The sequence below is a fragment of the Sphingobacterium griseoflavum genome (genome assembly GCF_014653155.1).
Classification (GTDB): domain Bacteria; phylum Bacteroidota; class Bacteroidia; order Sphingobacteriales; family Sphingobacteriaceae; genus Sphingobacterium; species Sphingobacterium griseoflavum.
Genome location: NZ_BNAF01000003.1, coordinates 31807 through 50112, shown reverse-complemented (window position 1 = coordinate 50112; position 18306 = coordinate 31807). Strand labels below are relative to the sequence as shown.

The 18306-nt window shown below is 45.6% G+C and carries 13 protein-coding genes; 6 read left to right on the top strand and 7 right to left on the bottom strand.

The annotated features are described in order from the left end of the window. Nucleotides 1–12: 12 nt before the first annotated feature. From uvrA to xseA, 3 genes are all read right to left on the bottom strand, one after another. The gene (gene uvrA / locus IE165_RS04390) at nt 13–2811 is read right to left on the bottom strand and encodes an excinuclease ABC subunit UvrA (protein ID WP_189625392.1); all 2799 of its coding nucleotides are present in this window, start codon (nt 2809–2811) and stop codon (nt 13–15) included. Between the two features lie 126 nt (nt 2812–2937). Continuing rightward, the gene (gene xseB / locus IE165_RS04385) at nt 2938–3174 is read right to left on the bottom strand and encodes an exodeoxyribonuclease VII small subunit (protein WP_189625391.1); all 237 of its coding nucleotides are present in this window, start codon (nt 3172–3174) and stop codon (nt 2938–2940) included. 12 nt (nt 3175–3186) lie between these two features. Continuing rightward, entirely contained in the window at nt 3187–4440 is a 1254-nt protein-coding gene (xseA, locus tag IE165_RS04380; protein ID WP_189625390.1) for an exodeoxyribonuclease VII large subunit, read from the bottom strand. Nucleotides 4441–4600: 160 nt separating this feature from the next. Between xseA and IE165_RS04375 the strand changes: the two genes are divergently transcribed. Next, a complete protein-coding gene (locus IE165_RS04375; RefSeq protein ID WP_189625389.1) occupies nt 4601–6343 on the top strand; it encodes a serine hydrolase domain-containing protein in 1743 nt (580 codons plus the stop codon). A gap of 4 nt (nt 6344–6347) precedes the next feature. Further along, a complete protein-coding gene (locus IE165_RS04370; protein WP_189625388.1) occupies nt 6348–7505 on the top strand; it encodes a dipeptidase in 1158 nt (385 codons plus the stop codon). 11 nt (nt 7506–7516) lie between these two features. Here IE165_RS04370 and IE165_RS04365 read toward each other — a convergent pair whose 3' ends face one another. Together IE165_RS04365 and IE165_RS04360 are read right to left on the bottom strand one after the other, a co-directional pair. Next, nucleotides 7517–8125, bottom strand: coding sequence for a DUF8845 family protein (locus IE165_RS04365; protein WP_189625387.1), 609 nt, complete (start codon nt 8123–8125; stop codon nt 7517–7519). Beyond that, complete coding sequence (locus IE165_RS04360) at nt 8125–8631, bottom strand: RNA polymerase sigma factor (protein ID WP_189625386.1); 507 nt, start codon at nt 8629–8631, stop codon at nt 8125–8127. Before IE165_RS04360 ends, IE165_RS04365 begins: the two co-directional genes overlap by 1 nt. Before the next feature lie 91 nt (nt 8632–8722). Between IE165_RS04360 and radA the strand changes: the two genes are divergently transcribed. After that, nucleotides 8723–10108, top strand: coding sequence for a DNA repair protein RadA (gene radA / locus IE165_RS04355; protein WP_189625654.1), 1386 nt, complete (start codon nt 8723–8725; stop codon nt 10106–10108). 83 nt (nt 10109–10191) lie between these two features. Here radA and IE165_RS04350 read toward each other — a convergent pair whose 3' ends face one another. Beyond that, the gene (locus tag IE165_RS04350) at nt 10192–10860 is read right to left on the bottom strand and encodes a peroxiredoxin family protein (RefSeq protein ID WP_189625385.1); all 669 of its coding nucleotides are present in this window, start codon (nt 10858–10860) and stop codon (nt 10192–10194) included. Nucleotides 10861–10937: 77 nt separating this feature from the next. Here IE165_RS04350 and IE165_RS04345 point away from each other — a divergent pair, with 77 nt between their 5' ends. Together IE165_RS04345 and nagB are read left to right on the top strand one after the other, a co-directional pair. Then, nucleotides 10938–12101: a methionine aminotransferase gene (locus tag IE165_RS04345; RefSeq protein WP_189625384.1), complete on the top strand. Its 1164-nt coding sequence runs from the start codon at nt 10938–10940 to the stop codon at nt 12099–12101. Between the two features lie 126 nt (nt 12102–12227). Next, nucleotides 12228–14153: a glucosamine-6-phosphate deaminase gene (gene nagB, locus IE165_RS04340; RefSeq protein WP_189625383.1), complete on the top strand. Its 1926-nt coding sequence runs from the start codon at nt 12228–12230 to the stop codon at nt 14151–14153. 66 nt (nt 14154–14219) lie between these two features. Here nagB and IE165_RS04335 read toward each other — a convergent pair whose 3' ends face one another. After that, nucleotides 14220–15158: a helix-turn-helix domain-containing protein gene (locus IE165_RS04335; RefSeq protein WP_189625382.1), complete on the bottom strand. Its 939-nt coding sequence runs from the start codon at nt 15156–15158 to the stop codon at nt 14220–14222. A gap of 87 nt (nt 15159–15245) precedes the next feature. Here IE165_RS04335 and IE165_RS04330 point away from each other — a divergent pair, with 87 nt between their 5' ends. Next, complete coding sequence (locus tag IE165_RS04330; RefSeq protein WP_189625381.1) at nt 15246–18299, top strand: SusC/RagA family TonB-linked outer membrane protein; 3054 nt, start codon at nt 15246–15248, stop codon at nt 18297–18299. The last annotated feature ends 7 nt before the right edge of the window (nt 18300–18306 follow it).

The window sequence follows — 18306 nt, the reverse complement described above, 5'->3', positions numbered from 1 at the left end:
AAGAACGAGCGACTAAAGTAGGTGATTTTTTAGAAACTTCCCTGTATAAGATTCGTTACATGCTGCCAATCCTTCAGGAGTTCCCTCATATACAAGACTGCCCCCTTTATTCCCCCCCTCCGGGCCGATGTCGATAACCCAGTCCGCCGTTTTAATCATCTCCATGTTATGCTCGATGACCAAGATGCTGTTTCCTAGCGCTATTAAAGCGTCAAAAGCATGTATCAGCTTCTGTATATCGTGGAAATGCAGTCCGGTGGTCGGCTCGTCAAAAATAAATAGCGTTTTTTTACTATTGTTTCCTTTAATAAGGAAAGAGGCTAGTTTGATACGTTGCGCTTCGCCGCCTGATAGCGTGCTTGATGGCTGGCCCAGTTTGACGTAGCCCAATCCCACATCTTGTAGCGGCTTGATCTTTGCAAGGATTTTCGGTTGGTCGTCAAAAAATAGTATAGCCTCGTCCACGCTTAAGTCCAATACATCAGAAACCGATTTGTCTCTGTAGGTTATGTCAAGCACATGTTGCTTGAAGCGTTTGCCACCACAAGCTTCACAAGGCAGTACAATATCCGCCATAAATTGCATTTCGATCTTTACTTCGCCATCACCTTGGCAGACATCGCAACGGCCACCTTCGACGTTGAAGGAAAACGCTGCAGGCTTAAGGCCTGCCGCCTTGGCAGCAGGAAGTGCCGCATACACCGCACGCACCTCATCCCAACCTTTCACATAGGTTACGGGGTTCGAGCGCGACGAGCGACCAATCGGATTTTGATCAATCATTTCTATCTGCTCAACGCGCGCTATATCGCCCTCTAGCGCATCGAAAATTCCGGTTTGTTCGCCAGCATAATTACCAATGGCTTTCTGCAAAGCTGGGTAAAGGATCCGCTTGACTAATGAGGTCTTGCCAGAACCGGATACACCAGTAACGACCGTAAACACGTTCAACGGAAATGCAACGTCTATTCCCTGCAAGTTATTCTCGCGCGCGCCTTTCACCACGATGGAATCGCTCCATTTGCGACGTTTCGAGGGCGTGGGGATGGTGAGCTCGCCATGAAGGTAGCGCCCCGTTAAGCTCTGCTTGTCGGTCAATATTTCATCGTAGGTACCGGCAAATACCAATTCCCCTCCGTTGATGCCCGCTTCTGGCCCGATATCTACTAGATAATCGGCGGCTTCCATCATTTCTTGTTCATGCTCCACAACGATAACCGTGTTGCCGACATCACGCAACGATTTCAATACACCAATCAATCGCTGCGTGTCACGTGGATGTAAACCAATACTGGGCTCATCCAGCACATAAATGGAACCTACAAGCGAACTGCCCAGCGACGTTGCTAGATTGATCCGTTGGGACTCGCCACCAGAAAGGCTGTTGCTGAGTCGGTTTAGCGTCAGGTAGCGCAGCCCGACATCGCATAGAAATTGAAGCCGATTGACAATCTCTGCCAATAATCGCTTGGCTATAGTCTGCTCATTTTTCGTCAACGACAGGTTGTTGAAAAAATGCAAGGCCTCATCTAAGGGTAGCAATACAATGTCTGTGATGGATTGTCCCGCGATCTTAACGTATGTCGCATCTTTCCGTAAACGGGATCCTTTGCAATCCGGGCAATCTGTCTTGCCACGATAACGCGAAAGCATCACACGATACTGTATTTTGTAAGTCTGTGATTCCAGATCCTCAAAAAATTTGTGGAGACCCGAGAAATATTTGTTGCCCGTCCATAATAGCTCCTGCTGCGCTTTGGTAAGCTCTCCATACGAACGGTGGATAGGGAAGTCGAATTTTAAGGCATTCCGTACCAAACGGTCTAACCATTCCCCCATCTTCTCGCCGCGCCAAGGAGCAATAGCACCGTCGTAAACCGATTTACTTTTATCCGGTATGACGAGGTCCGCGTCGATGCCAATAACCTTACCGTATCCTTCGCAGCGCTTACAGGCACCGTAGGGGTTGTTGAAGCTGAAAAAATTGGGTGTCGGTTCTTCAAAGGCCATGCCATCCAGTTCAAAACGATCCGAATAATGTTTTTTCACGCCATCTATATCCACGTAGCATTCGCCCTTCCCTTCAAAAAAAGCAGTCTGCAATGAATCGGCTATGCGGCTGTAGGTGTCCTCCTCCTTGTCCAACCGGATCCGGTCAACGACAATCTGTAACTCGTCTGGGTTAAAATCACGATTCTTGACCGTTTTGTCGTCAATAACATCTTCAATTTTCTGTATTTTGCCCTCAAAAAGGATACGGACAAAGCCTTTTTGCAGGAGCAACGAAAGCTCTTCTTTTAATTTACGTTTGTTAACAGGATATAAGGTCGCAAAGACGGTGACGGTGGTATCCGTGGAATACGCCATCAGCTCATCGATAATGGACGAAACGGTATCTTTGGTAACTTCTTTCCCAGATATGGGTGATATGGTCTTGCCAATGCGTGCATAAAGCAGCTTCAGGTAGTCATATATTTCCGTGGAGGTACCTACCGTCGAACGTGGGTTGGAAGTAATCACGCGCTGTTCGATCGCGATCGCGGGCGCGATACCTTTGATATAGTCGACCTCCGGCTTGTTCATCCGCCCCATAAACTGCCTCGCATACGCCGATAGACTCTCTACATACCGGCGCTGGCCTTCCGCATACAGCGTGTCAAAAGCGAGGGATGACTTGCCCGAACCTGACATGCCCGTGATAACAATGAGTTTGTTTTTCGGAATGTTGACATCGATATTTTTGAGGTTGTTTACCCGCGCTCCCTTGATTTGGATATGAGATTTTGCGTTTTGCTCCGATTTATTTGACATACAGTGCAAAGGTAACGAATTTCTAATATTTTCGTTCGCTTTCAATAGGTTGACAATAGGTTTTGCCGTTTTGTGGCTATCCGGTGATAAAAGTGTAATCGCTAAAATTAATGCGTGATGTGCCCGCTATTCCTCTTCATCCACCGGGGATGAAGCCCTTTCGTCTGCCGCATGTAGCTTCGCCAGTAGTTTTTCGACTTCCATTTCAGAGGCGCTAAGTTTGGCTTTGCAGATAGCAATAAGGGACGCCGCGCGTTGGATTTTCGCCGTGAGCTCGTCGACATTGATTTGCCCGGATTCGATGTCGGAGACAATTGCCTGTAGCTCCTGAAAAGCTTCTTCATAGGTGTAAACTGTTGCCATATTTTCTTGATCTTACTTTTTTATGATGTTACTATAAGTCAACCCCGATAAGAAGGTGGTTTCAATCTCGTCGCCGGGCGCAAGGACAGCGGCATCGGTAAGGGCGCGTCCGTTGAGCCGGGTGATGCTAAAGCCCCGCATAAGCAGTTGCTGAGGATCTGCCAACCGGAGCAATCGGTCACTATTGCTTAACTCGACCATCCGCGCTCGTAAAAGTTGCCGGCTGAAAAGCTGCAGGTGGCTGGTTGTCGTTTTTAGTTCGTTTGATTGACTCGCCAAATGTGCCTTGCTACTCCAGGAAATAGCACGGGAAATTTGTTCTAAATTACGTTGTTCCTGTATAAATTGTGTATTCGTGGCGTCGACAATGCGGCGCAACGCTTCATCTACCGGGATGGCGAATTGGTGGAATTTCTGTATCAAAAAGTCGGCAAGTTCGCTTGGCGTGATCGCATTTTTATAGGCCACCATCTCACTGACAGTTTCGTTTGTTGAATGGCCAATGCCGGTTAATACCGGAATAGGAAATAAAGCGATCGCTTTCGCCAACAAGTAATTATTGTAGGAAGAGAGCCCCACTTCCCCGCCGCCGCCCCGAATAATGGCTACGGCATCGAATTCATGGGACTGCTCCGCTATCACAGCAAGTTGTTTGATAATGGAAGGAATGGATTTATCCCCCTGCAGTAGCGCAGGGAATAGCCTGTACTCAAAACGATAGCCCCAAGGATTCTGTTTAATGATGTTGAAGAAATCGGAGAGCCCCTTGCTCGTTTCTACGGAAATAATTGCCAAGCGTTTCGCAAGCAGGGGAAAGCGAAGTTGTCGATTTGCGCCGAATAGTCCTTCTTCCCGCAGCTTTTGGATACTCTCCCGTTTCTCTTTTTCAAGCTCGCCCAACACGAAAGTAGGATCGATGTCCAGGATCTTCAAGCTGAACCCATAAAGCGGGTCGTAGCTGATAGCGGCTTGGAAAAGCATCGTGATGCCCTCGCGCAAAGGTTCACCAAGCTGTTTGATAAATAAGGCATTGATACGCTGAAAGTCCGCTTTCCATAACGTGGATCGCATTTCGGCAACAATTTTACCATCTTTCTTTTCAACGAGTTCGGGATAGCAATGGCCGGAATGGGTATAGTGGTTAAGTTTATTCATCTCCGCCTTGATCCAATACAGACTTTTATACCGATCGGCAATAGTTTTTTGTATACTACGTGATACTTCCAACAAGGAGAATATGGTTTTGCTTGCTAAAACTTCCGGCATAGATCAAACTTAGTCAAATTTAGGTGGATATGCAATATGAAAGATTTGGCCGCCGCACCGCAGAGGATGGGCGATTCACTGTGAAATTATATCGTTCGTCCATGCTTCTTTCTGCGTTTTATTTATAAATTTACGTAGCAATACTAAACATAACATACAAATGGTAAGAACCATCAGAAGTGAGAAATTGTCTTCATTTATATTTTTAAGTCTTCTTTTTTATTCAAGTTTGCTTTTTGGACAGTTTAAGCAGACTGTTGCCAATCAAGCGATCCTGCTGAAAAACGCAGAAGATATAATTCCTATAACGCATCTAGATCAACGAAAGATTGCCGTTGTTACGCCATCTCTATCGCCCTATCGTCCTTTTGTCGATATGCTCGATCGCTATGCGGAAATCGAAGCTTTCGACTTCAAACAATACGATGAACAGACAAAGTATTTTAATACCATAATCGTTGCTGGTACGGATGATGATCTGCGCAGTGACCTGCTGTTAAAAGTTCGACAGTCCATCGTCAATAAAAAGCAGGTAGTCTTAGTGCGCTTTGGCAAAGATGGCGGTGGACGCGTATGGGCAGATAATTTGATTGATGCCCGGTTTTCGGAAATCCGCTACCCGGCTTTCGACAAGCAAGCGCAGGAATTTGCTGCGATGTCGGTATTCGGTGGACTTGCCATAACAGAAGGAGCACTGAAGACAGCGCAGGTGCGTATACAGTATACCGATGGGTGGGGGTCAGGCCTGGATAAGGTGAATATGGTGAAAAAGATCGATGCAATTGCAACGGAAGCCATACAGCAGCATGCAGCGCCTGGAATGGTCGTGATGGCCGTCAAGAATGGACAGGTTATTTTCGAGAAAGCATACGGAAGCCATACTTACGCAAACAAACGAGCCACAAGGACGAACGATGTTTTCGACTTGGCATCCATCAGTAAGATCGTTGGTACCACGCCGGTAGTCATGCATCTGCAAGAAGAAGCAACGATTCGGTTGGATAGCACCATGGGCCATTATTTAGGCCAGGCGAAGCTATCCAATAAAAAAGATATTACGTTGCGTAGTGTTCTGCTGCACGAAGCTGGCTTTACGCCGTTTATTCCGTTCTACAAGAAGCTAAAACCGGGCGACCTGCAGCGCACAAGAGATGCGACTCATGAGGTAACGGTAGCCGATAGCGCTTATTTGCTGAACAATTACTACCGGGACGTGATGTGGCCTGAAATGCTCAAATCTGCTGTAAAGCCGCCCGGAAATTATGTGTATAGCGACATTAGCATGTACGTCATGAAGGAGATCGTTGAGCACGAGACTGCCGAGCCCATAGATCAATATGTGCAAAAATTTCTTTATCGGCCTATCGGTATGAAAACCGCTGGCTATAACCCGCGAAACCGTTTTCCGAAAACACGTATGGTACCGACAGAGCATGATACATCTTTCCGTAAAGTGTTGTTGCAAGGATATGTGCACGACCAAGGTGCCGCCATGGCCGGTGGTGTGGCTGGTCACGCAGGTCTGTTTTCGTCAGCCAACGACCTTGCGATTTATGGTCAGATGCTCCTGAATAGGGGCGAATATGGGGGCATTAGGTACTTCCGTCCAGAAACCGTCGATCTGTTTACTTCCAACCAGTCGGCCCATAGTAGACGAGGACTCGGTTTTGACCGCTTCGATCCGGATAGAAAAAAAGCATATCCCTCTAAATTGGCTAACCCCTCCGTTTATGGACATACGGGATACACAGGGACCTGTATCTGGATAGATCCTAAAAATCAATTGATCTATATTTTCCTTTCTAACCGAGTGCATCCACAGGTAAGCAACAAGTTATATGATCTAAATATTCGTAGCCGTATACAAGACGCTATTTATGAAAGTATCCAATCAGCACAGTAATTCGATGAGAAAAGCATTCGTATTTTGCACGGCTGTTCTTTGCGTTCAGGCTGCGATAGCACAAGGTAATCTTGCGTTTCATGAAAGTTTAATGGTTGTCGATGGGCATAACGATGTGATTTATGAATCACTGCTGAAGGGCCGCGACTTGAGCAAACGACTAGCTGTTGGACATACCGATATACCACGATTGAAAAAAGGAGGGGTGGATGTACAGGTATTTGCCGTTTGGTCTGACGACAAGAAATTCGGAAAAGGCCAAGCTTTTAAGCATGCTAACGCACAGATCGATGCGTTGGAAAAGATGGTAAGGGCAAATGCCAAAGATATTGCGCTGGCCAAGAGCAGTGCGGATGTGCAGCAGATTGTCAATGAAGGTAAAATTGTTGCGTTGATTGGTGTGGAAGGCGGAAACATGATTGAGAACTCATTGGATAACCTAGAAGCTCTTTATCAACGTGGTGCGCGATACCTAACGTTGACGTGGAACTATAACCTACCGTGGGCCACTGCAGCGGCCATCGAGTCTAAGACAGCACATCGTGAAGGTAAAGGGCTTTCCGTGTTTGGAAAATCGCTTGTCAAGAAAATGAATGCGCTGGGCATGATGATCGACCTTTCGCATGCCGGTGAGCAAACATTTTACGATGTGCTGTCTATCAGCACTAAGCCGGTATTGGTCTCCCACAGCAACGCTTACAGCCTAATGCCCCACTACAGGAACCTAAAAGATGCGCAACTCGAAGCTTTGCGTAAAAATGGTGGTGTAGTTGGTGTTAACTTTTATTCGGGTTTCTTGGATCCGGGCTTTGCCGGACGTGTGAAAAAGCTTTACAGACGGCATTTCGGCGACAAGGGAAACTATGGCTTGTCGGCTACACGCCAATACGAAAAGCTCCCTAAAACATTACAGCACCAAGCAGATGCCCCCTTGTCCACGCTGTTGGACCATATCGATTACCTCGTCAAAAAGGTCGGTGTCGATCACGTAGCAATCGGTTCTGATTTCGATGGTATCGAATCCGCTCCCCAAGGCTTGGAAGATGTTTCTAAATTTCCTGTTTTGACGGATGCCCTACTGCAGAGAGGGTACAGCAAGGCTGATGTGGTGAAAATCATGGGACTTAATTTTCTGCGGATATGGAAGGAGAACGAAAACTAACCGTGCCACATTTACTCCTCTATCTTGATGAGCTCCTCGTAGTTATGGTCTAGCTTATGCACTAGTCTTCGATAAAGTAATTTATAGTAGAAGCGCACGACCAAAAGAAATAGCCAACAAAATAGCGAAACAAAAACGACCATAAACATCGAAAACAGAATAGCTTCGCCGGCGGGTTTACGTTGTACCTCCTGTATTATTTTCTCAATAGACACCAACGAAAACTGGAAGATGATGCAATATATATTAAATTTTATGTAGTTGTTGACGTGTTTCCGGGTGTTCAATATGTTCTCCAGAAGCAACTTGGTATTGATGGTGTTCTTGATGTTCCGGTAGCTGGAAAAGAAACGGTACATAAAATACAAAACCACGATATAAAATAGGACTTCGAAAGCTACATAAAAGATGGTATAGAGACTGGAGTGGTGCTCTTTCTCTATTGTGATCGTACAACTGAGTAGGATACCGACCGCTAGTTCGATTACGCTGATCAGGAATATCCACTTAAGAATGGAGGAAGAGCTTTTATGTAACATATGTTTAATCTGCTCTTTGTCTATTTTCGGAAAATCGTCGTTTTTGTTCCAGTGCCCTTTCAGTAAATCCAATCCGTCCATTATATGCCTCCTTGCTGATTTAACATAGTTTTTAATTTAGTTTTAATGCGGTTCATCTTCACCCGCGCATTGACTTCGCTGATGCCTAACGTTTCTGCGATTTCTTGATAATCCTTATCCTCGAGGTACATATAGACCAAAGCTTTCTCAATGTCGCTCAGCTTTCTGACAGCGGCATATAAAAATCGAAGTTGTTCCTCCTGCACCTCGTTATATTCTTCGTAATGGATGTTTTGTAACGACTGGTCCAGTTCGACGGTAGCTACTCGTCTCTTTTTCGTTCGGTAGAGCGAAATGGCGGTATTAAGAGCGACCCGATAGGCCCAAGTGGAAAATTTGGATTCGCCCTTGAATTTGGGGTACGAGTGCCAAAGTTGGATGACCATCTCCTGAAATAGATCTTTATGTGCTTCGAGATCTTCGGCGTATAGTCGACAGATCTTATGGAGAATGTTTTGGTTATTCTCCAAAAGATTGACAAAGTCTATTTCGAGATTTTTAGTCATATGGGATATAAGTCGAAGGTAAGCAGAAGATGTTACAAGGAGGTAGCATATTTTGAAAATTATTCTCATTCGATTTTGGTATTTTCGTGGCATGGCTAAGGCAAAATCAACATACTTCTGTCAACATTGTGGTTATGAATCTGCAAAGTGGTTGGGACAATGCCCTTCTTGCAAGCAATGGAACACTTTTGTGGAGGAACTCGTCGAAAAAACAAACTCTAAGGTGCCGGAATGGCGGAGCAGTGCTGCGCCCACCTCAACAAAGCGAACCAACAAGGCTGCCGTGATCAACGAGATTGTATACCAGGACGAACAGCGTCTCGCTACGCCCGACCGCGAATTTAACCGGGTATTGGGCGGCGGTATTGTTCCGGGATCATTGGTACTGATTGGAGGCGAACCGGGCATCGGAAAGTCTACCCTAATGCTCCAATTGGCACTGGGCATCCCGCAAGTGAAAACACTCTATATTTCGGGCGAGGAAAGTGAACAACAAATTAAGATGCGAGCAGAAAGGTTGGTACAAAACTCAAAAGCCAATTGCTATATCTTGACAGAAACTGCTACCCAAAATATATTTAAGCAAGTGGAGGTTGTACAACCTGATATTGTGGTGATCGATTCCATCCAAACGTTGCATTCCTCACAGATTGAGTCTGCTCCAGGATCTGTCTCTCAAGTGCGGGAATGTACAGCAGAGCTTCTACGGTTTGCGAAGGAGACGAGTACACCGGTTTTTATTGTAGGCCATATCACCAAGGACGGCTCGATTGCCGGACCCAAGGTGTTGGAACACATGGTCGATACGGTTTTGCAATTTGAAGGGGATCGCCACCATGTCTACCGCATTCTGCGGGCGGTAAAGAACCGCTTCGGCTCGTCCTCGGAAATTGGGATCTATGAGATGCAAGGCTCTGGATTAAGGGAAGTTTCTAATCCGTCGGAAATCATGCTTTCCCAACGGGAAGAACCTGTAGGTGGTGTCGCTATTGCTGCGATGCTGGAGGGTATGCGCCCCCTGATGATTGAGGTTCAGGCGCTCGTTAGTAACTCGGCTTTCGGAACCCCACAGCGGACCAGTACCGGATTTGATACCAAACGACTGAGCATGCTATTGGCTGTGCTGGAAAAGCGATTTGGTTTCCGCTTGAGCGCGCAAGATGTATTCCTAAATATTGCAGGGGGCTTAAGGGTGGAAGATCCAGCCATCGACCTAGCGGTCATAGCCGCGCTAATCTCCTCGCAACAAGATATTCCTCTTTCTTCCCAATTGACTTTTGCAGGGGAGGTTGGACTTTCCGGTGAGATTCGCGCGGTCAATAGAATTGAGCAACGCATCGCCGAGGCTGAAAAATTGGGTTTTGAAGGTATTTTCATCTCCAAATACAACACAAAGGGCCTAGAAGCTAAAAAATATAATATCGCTATTCGCCCGTTGGCAACGCTCGAAGACTTATTTCGAGCGTTGTTCGGATAGAACGGTATGTCCTTATTTATTGATTAGCTGGCAAAGGCATGAGCCGCGTGCGCGCTCCATCCTTCGAGCTTCATGTGCTAACTTTAGTGAAGCAATTCCCGAAGTTTTTCGTTCAATGCTTCGCCATGCAGGTTGCGTGCAATGATGATGCCTGCCGGATCAACCAAAATATTTTGTGGAATGGAGCGCACGCCATAAAGCGTGCCCGCAGCGTTCTGCCAAGACTGTAAATCGGATATGTGCTTCCAAGTTAACTTATCGTCTTTGATGGCTTTTACCCAATCTTCTAGCTTCCGATCGAATGAGACGCCTAAAATCTCGAAATTTTTGTCCTTAAATTCAGCATAAGTCTTTACCAAACTGGGGTTCTCTCTGCGGCAATCCGGGCACCAGGCGGCCCAAAAGTCAATCAACACGTAGGTGCCCCGCAGATCCGTTAAGGAAAATGGCTCGCCTTCAGGAGTCAGTTGGGTAATACCTGGCGCTTTTTTTCCGACAGAACTGTTCTCCAGTCTTTTCAGGTAATAGTCGAATGCCTTGCCTTCCTTAGATTTGCGAACAGCTTTATCTAGCCCGTTGTATAGGGCACGAAGTTCCTTGTACTCGGGGTAGTAGCCGCCCACACGTTGTATAGTTTTTAAGCTTTCCACAGTTGTGGGATTGTCTTTAACCTGTTTGATCAGCTCCGCTTTGGTCTGCGATAACACCAAAAGTGGGAATGCCAAAAGAATGATACCTATTAATTTTTTCATAAATGCGTTGTTTCTTCCGTATGTGATAGCACAAATATAAATAATCTATTAATTTAGTAGGATAATTGAACGCTAAAATGACAAAAACCTTTCAAAGCTCATCCTTCCACTCCAAACTGCCGAACACCTCCGGCAGTATATTTTCCCAGATGTCGGCACTCGCAACGCAGCACGGTGCGGTCAATCTCTCGCAGGGATTTCCGAACTATCCGGTATCGGCGGCTTTGATCGCGTTAGTTGATAAGTATATGGAGAAAGGTTGGAATCAATATGCGCCGATGCCTGGTTGCATGCCGCTTCGGGAGCAGATTGCTCAGAAAGTAAGCGACGTATATGCGGTTGCGGTACATCCGGAGAGCGAGGTCACCATAACAGCGGGTGCCACGCAGGCACTCTTTACTGCGATGGCAACCGTTGTGCAGCCCGGCGACGAAGTCATTATTTTCGAACCGGCCTACGACTCCTATCGGCCCAGCGTAGAAGTTTTTGGGGGGAAAGTGGTCCCGGTTCGTCTGTTGGCTCCAGATTTTGCCGTTGACTGGCAGGAGGTTCGTGCAGCAATCACCAAGAAGACGAAGCTGATCATTGTAAACAACCCGGGTAATCCTAGTACAAAAATATGGACAGATAGCGATTGGAAACAGTTGCAGCAGATATTGCAGGACAACGCTGTTTTTTTGCTGAGCGATGAGGTTTACGAACATATTGTTTTTGACGGACAAAAGCATAAATCGGTGTTATCTTATCCTGCACTGCGGGAACGCAGTTGGGTCGTTGCTTCGTTTGGTAAACTTTTACATACCACAGGCTGGAAGTTAGGCTATGTTATAGCACCACCCTTGCTGACACAGGAATTTAGAAAGGTGCATCAGTTTAATGTATTTAGCGTGAACACACCCATGCAGATGGCAATCGCCGAATATTTGAAGGATAGTAGCTGCTATCTGGATCTTCCCGCCTTCATGCAGGAGAAACGCGACTTTTTGGTGAAGGGATTACTACGGTCGCGATTTTCGGTTGTACCGAGCGAGGGAACCTATTTCCTTTTAGCGGGTTACCAACAGATCAGTGGACAGCCAGAAAGGGAATTTGCACAAGACTTAACGATCAACCATGGGGTAGCAACCGTCCCGGTCGCCGCTTTTTACAGCACTCCTTGCGAGCAAAAACTGGTGCGAATTTGCTTCGCCAAGGATGGAGATACACTATCTCGAGCAGTCGAACTACTTCAAAAGGTATAAGGGCAAACGATTGTTTTGCGGCTCCTGCATTTTTTTGCAGGATTTCGCCTGATTTTTTCGATTTTGAATGGTTTTATTTTTTAAATTTGTTATTCAGGTTGTTAACAATATAAATTATCCTTATTAATGGCAAGATTAAACTTATTAGAGGAAACACGTTTTGAACGGGTGCCGGTGAAGGTATACCCCAGCCAAAGCGAAGCCTCGGTGGATGTTGCGAATCGCATAGCTACCATCATCAAACAAAAACAAGCGAAAGATGAAACGGCGGTGTTAGGCTTAGCGACCGGCGCTACCCCTGTTCACGTTTATAAAGAACTGGTAAGGCTGCACAAAGAAGAAGGTTTGAGCTTCAAAAATGTGGTCACTTTCAATTTGGATGAATATTATCCCATGAAGCCTGATGCGGATCAAAGTTATGTGACCTTCATGAACAAAAACTTGTTTGATCATATTGACATTCCGAAAGATAACATTAACATTCCAGATGGAACCTTGCCGCAGGATGCTGTGCAGGCTTTTTGCGAAGCATATGAACAGAAAATCTCCAATCTTGGTGGTCTGGATATCCAGATCCTCGGTATTGGACGTACGGGGCATATTGGTTTTAACGAGCCGGGATCTGCACCCAACTCGGGTACACGCCTCGTAATTTTGGACGATCTGACGCGCCGCGATGCATCGCGTGATTTCGGAGGAAAGGAAAATGTGCCCACCAAAGCCATCACCATGGGGGTAGGAACAATTTTCAAAGCCAAAGAAATTATTTTAATGGCGTGGAATGAGAAAAAAGCCGATATTGTGAAGAAAGCCGTTGAAGGTGATATTTCTTCTGATATTCCAGCTACCTTCCTTCAACTATCAGACAAGGTAGAATTTGTGCTAGACGAAGATGCTGCGTCGCAATTGACCCGTTTTTATTTGCCTTGGTTGGCGCACGAAGTTGTGTGGACTGATTCCCTGATTAAAAAGGCCGTTGTTTGGTTATCATTGAAACTCAGCAAAGCTATATTAAAGCTTACCGACGAGGACTATAACAATAATGGGATGGCGCAGTTGGTTACCGAACAAGGTCCCGCTTACAATATAAATATCAAGATTTTTAATGAACTGCAGCGTACAATCACGGGCTGGCCGGGTGGCAAGCCTGGGGTAGACGATTCGAGTCGTCCAGAACGTGCAGAACCTGCACGTAAGAATGTTATTCTATTCTCGCCACACCCAGACGATGATGTGATCTCCATGGGTGGCACATTTATCCGTTTGGCGGATCAAGGACATAACGTACACGTCGCTTACCAAACCTCTGGCAATACAGCCGTTTGGGACGACGATGTGCTCCGTTACTTGGAGTTTGTCCAAGATTTTGCCGTTGCGGTGGATGATGACAATGGCGTTACCTCGAAGATCTATAAAGAAGCACGCGAGTTTTTTAAAACAAAACAACCTAATCAAGTGGATCCGGAAATCATTCGCTCGGTCAAAGCTTTGATCCGGAAGGGTGAAGCAATAGCTGGCGCAAGATTTGTAGGCCTGCCGGATGAAAATATCCATTTCCAAGATTTGCCATTTTACGATCGCGGTAAATTTTCTAAAGAGGTATCTACCGAGGATGATATTGTTCAGACAATGGAGCTACTGCGAAAAGTAAAACCTCATCAGGTTTTTGCAGCGGGCGACTTTGCCGATCCACATGGCACACATAAAGTCTGCTTTGATATCTTGTTTGAAGCGCTGAAGCGACTTTCGAAAACGGATGAATGGACAAAAGATTGCTGGCTATGGTTATATCGTGGTGCTTGGCACGAGTATCCTATCCACGAAATCGAGATGGCCGTGCCGCTTTCGCCACAGGAGGTGAAGCGCAAGCGCTTGGCCATTTTTAAGCACCAGTCGCAGAAAGATGTCCCTGTCTTTCCCGGAGACGATCCGCGGGAGTTTTGGGTACGTGCCGAAGATAGGACCAGCGAAACCGCTGAACTGTACCATAAGTTGGGCTTGGCGGATTATGAAGCTATTGAAGCATTCGTACGCTGGAAGTTTGATAGATAATTACGAAACTTAACCTCTCAAGAAGCCCACGGAAGTGGGCTTTTTTAATGTTTAAGCCCTCCGCTTTTAAACCATGCTGAACCCCATGGGGCAACAGGCTTCGATTGCTGCCAGCACATTTAGTTCGGCTATGCCCATCCCAGCTCCCTGAAAAAGCAAAGAATAGCGCAAAGAGGTCGGAAGAAAGCCAAAAAACTTCTTAAAGCTCATACTGAAATGGGTAGCATGTTTGTAGCCTGTCATACGCGCTACATCAGCAATCCGGAAATCACCGGTCGTTATCAGTTTTTTAGCGTATAGCATTTTCGCCTCCAATGCATAATGCATAATGGTCTTTCCGAGATGCTGCTTAAAATACTTTTTCAGATACTGCTCATTGGTTCCGACCGCTTTTGCAAGCTCACTGATGGTATAGGTTTTTGCAAGATCGTTCTCTATAAGTTGCTGCGCCTGCAATATTTTCGCTAACAATACGGCCTGTATCGTAGATGCGTTAAGTGCGTGTAACATATCCAGTTGCAAGGCCAATGCCTCCAATAGCAAACTGTGGATACGGATGTTCTTTGCGACAGTTGTGCTGGCGTAGATTTTCAGGACGCGCGACTTGATTAGCAGAAGACGGCTATTATTGGAGACTTGCCTGACATGATCGGCTCCCTTATCAAACATATTTGATAGACATGTTTCCGGGATGAAGATAAGGATGGCTTGACTTGCTCCGCAAAGCCCATTCGCCTGAAGACATTGATTTTCCTTCACGTAGTGAATGATATTCTGCGGCGCCTCAAATAACAAGGTTTCGCTGTCTACGGTATAGGAAAACTGCTCCATTGTGGGAGGGCACATGATATTCAAATAGCCATTTGAAGGGAAGCTGATGTTTAGGATATTTGCCTCCTCCAACACGATATATTGCATCGTCAACTGCAACCTACCGAAAGACTCCAAATCTAGTGGTAAAGCATATTTTTCCGAATGTACACGATTATTTTCCAATGCTGTCATTTCGTTATTTAGATTAATTCTATTTTTGTAATGTTAATTTAGACTTATTCTAAAGGATAGATAAAGATAGAAATTTAATCTAATACAATGAAAGTTTTTTATTTAAAATCGTGTCTGTCGTTCGTCGCGATGCTTTGCGTAGGGATAACGTTTGCACAACAGCATGTGACAGTACGAGGCCGTATTACCGACGGGGAATCAGGTGCTCCATTGGAAGGAGCTTCTGTTAAAATAAAAGAAAACCCACGGTCAGGAACGCCTGTTTCCGGGAGTACCGGTGGTTTCCTAATTCGTGCGCATCAAGGCCAAATATTGCAAGTAAATATGTTGGGCTATGCAAATAAAGAGATCCCTATAGATGGGCAAAACCATGATGTGGTTATCAAACTGGATCGAAGCGTCAATGAATTGACTGAAGTCGTCGTCACAGGTGCACTGGGCATCAAAAGATCATCGAGGGAGCTCGGTACCTCAGCGCAATCTGTCAATAACGAGGAGCTAAATCTAGGGAAAGTGGTGAACCCGTTATTGGCTTTGTCAAGTAAAGTGGCTGGGCTTAGGATAAATGCTACAGACCAAACGACGGGTAAGACGGATCCCGGTATTCAAATTCGTATGAGAGGAACACGTTCCCTGAATAGAAGTAAAAATGATCCAATTTACGTCGTCGATGGTGTACCGCTTCCAAATATAACAAGAATTAACCCAAACGATATCGCTGACATCACTGTTTTGAAAGGAGCGAATGCGGCAGCACTTTATGGCTCTGAAGGGGTTAATGGTGCGATCATGATCACCACAAAGTCTGGAAAGACGGGAGCCGGAGAGGTTAATTTCTCAAATAGCACCACGTTTGCCAATGTTTTTCTATTGCCCCCTGCACAAAAAGCTTTCGGACAGGGGCAGAATGGTGTTTATAGTGCGGTAAGTGCAGAGTCGTGGGGAGATCGTTTCAATGGCGAGATGCGCGATTTCGGACTGCCGATTAACGGGATCCAGCCTACTAAGTTGTATGCTGCGCCGGCTAGAGATAACCGTTTGGACTTTTTTGATACAGGGGTGACGGTCCAAAACGACTTATCCTTCTCCGGAGGAGATGCAAAAAGCTCTTATTTCTTGTCCCTACAGGATGTGAGGCTTAAAGGTGTCATTCCGCATGACAAGTCTAGTCGTACCGGTGTTCGTTTTAACGGCACTCGAAGCTTCGATAAATTAACGACCTCCTTTAATGCAAACTATGTTCTCTTCAAAAATAATACAACAAGCGACGGCCCATGGCTATCTGTATACACACAGCCGGCGAATATAGACTATAATGAAGCAAGGGAATGGGAAGACCCGTCTTCGCCCAACCATCCTCTGAATTGGTATAATCCGGTTGCTGGGACAAGGAATCCGATTTTTATGGCCAATAACAATCGAAATACCGCCAACCAACATACCCTAAACTCGAAGTTGGAATTTACCTATGATTTCACAGATTGGTTTTCTGTTACAAATAGAACTGGCTACTATCTACAAGCCGAGGCCGGCAGAGTCACCAATAAAAAATTGGTATCCAACATAGCTACACGTAACATCAATGGTACCCTAAATGACTCAGGGCGCGATTTTACGCGTTTGAATAACGACTTCATGCTAAATTTCAGGAAAGAATTTGGAGAATTTACGACGAGATTGCTGCTCGGTCACAACATCCGTATGGATGATGCAAAACTCATTAATGTCCAAGCAAACAATCTACTTTTCGAAGATATCTTTAACCAAGGATCGCGTACTGGAGAACTGAGCGGAGGTTCCACCATCACCCAGTATCGCTCGCTTTCGACGTATGGTGAATTTACTATGGGCTACAGAAACTACCTATTTTTGACCCTAGTGGGTAGAAACGACAGGGTGTCTACACTTGACCCATCGAATAATAGCTATTTCACGCCGGGCGTAAGTGCATCGTTTGTGTTCACAGATGCGATTGCGGGGCCGAAAAATTCGAAAATGCTAAACTATGGTCGAATCTATGGGTCATATAATCGTACCGGTAACGTGACACTTGATCCCTATCGCTTAAACCTTACCTACAGCCAGACTAATGGATTTCCTTATGGAAGCCTCGTCGGTTTCACGCCCTCGCTGATCGAGCCGAATAGCCGATTGAAACCAGAGTTTGTTACGTCATACGAAGGAGGCCTGCAATTAGGCTTTCTTGATAGTCGCTTAAATGCCGATATTACTTATGCCTATTCTGATTCAGATGGTCAGATTTTTAACGCTGGCATTTCGCGAGCTACGGGCTTCAACTCGACCTATGTAAATGCTGGCCGGATGATTAACAATACCTTGGAGGTGATGTTAAACGGTTCGGCAATACGATCACAAGATATTGATTTGCAATTTGGCATAAACTTCACGTTTACAGATACAAAAGCGAAAGATCTGTATGCCGGAAATGAATTTAACATATTCAGACAAGCCTATGCCATAAAGGATGAACCCTACCCAACCTTAAGGATGACTGATTTTGAAAGGCACGAGGGAAAAATTGTATTGGACCAATCCGGAAATGTGTTGCCCTCAGAGGAAGAGGTGATTCTTGGCACCATGGTGCCGCCCTACTTGTTCGGATTTAACACGCAGTTTCGCTATAAAGAATTTTCGATAGGTTTTCAGGTAGATTCTCGTTTAGGCAGTTGGATGTATTCGGAGGTCATACCCAGGATGTATAGTGCTGGAACGCATCCCGAAACGGTGAAATATGATCGCCAACCATTTTTGATGCCTAATACGGTAATCAAGCAAGATGATGGAACGTTCACAGAAAATACCAATGTGTTATCACAGGGCGATAAAGACTGGTGGACGAAGTATGGTGCAATACAAACTACCACGGCGGCGAAGGCAGATTATCTTAAATTAAGAGAACTTTATATAGGTTATGCTTTACCGAACAGCGTTGTTCAGCGGCAGGGCGTATTCAAAAAGGCCAGCATAGGATTGGTAGGTAATAACGTGTTTATTATAAAACATTCATCTAATCAGATTGGTGATCCGGAAGCCCTATATAACCAAACCGACGGATATTCGAGCTTCAGGCAAATACCCACATCGCGATCGTTTGGATTTAATATTAATATGACTTTTTAATTAACGA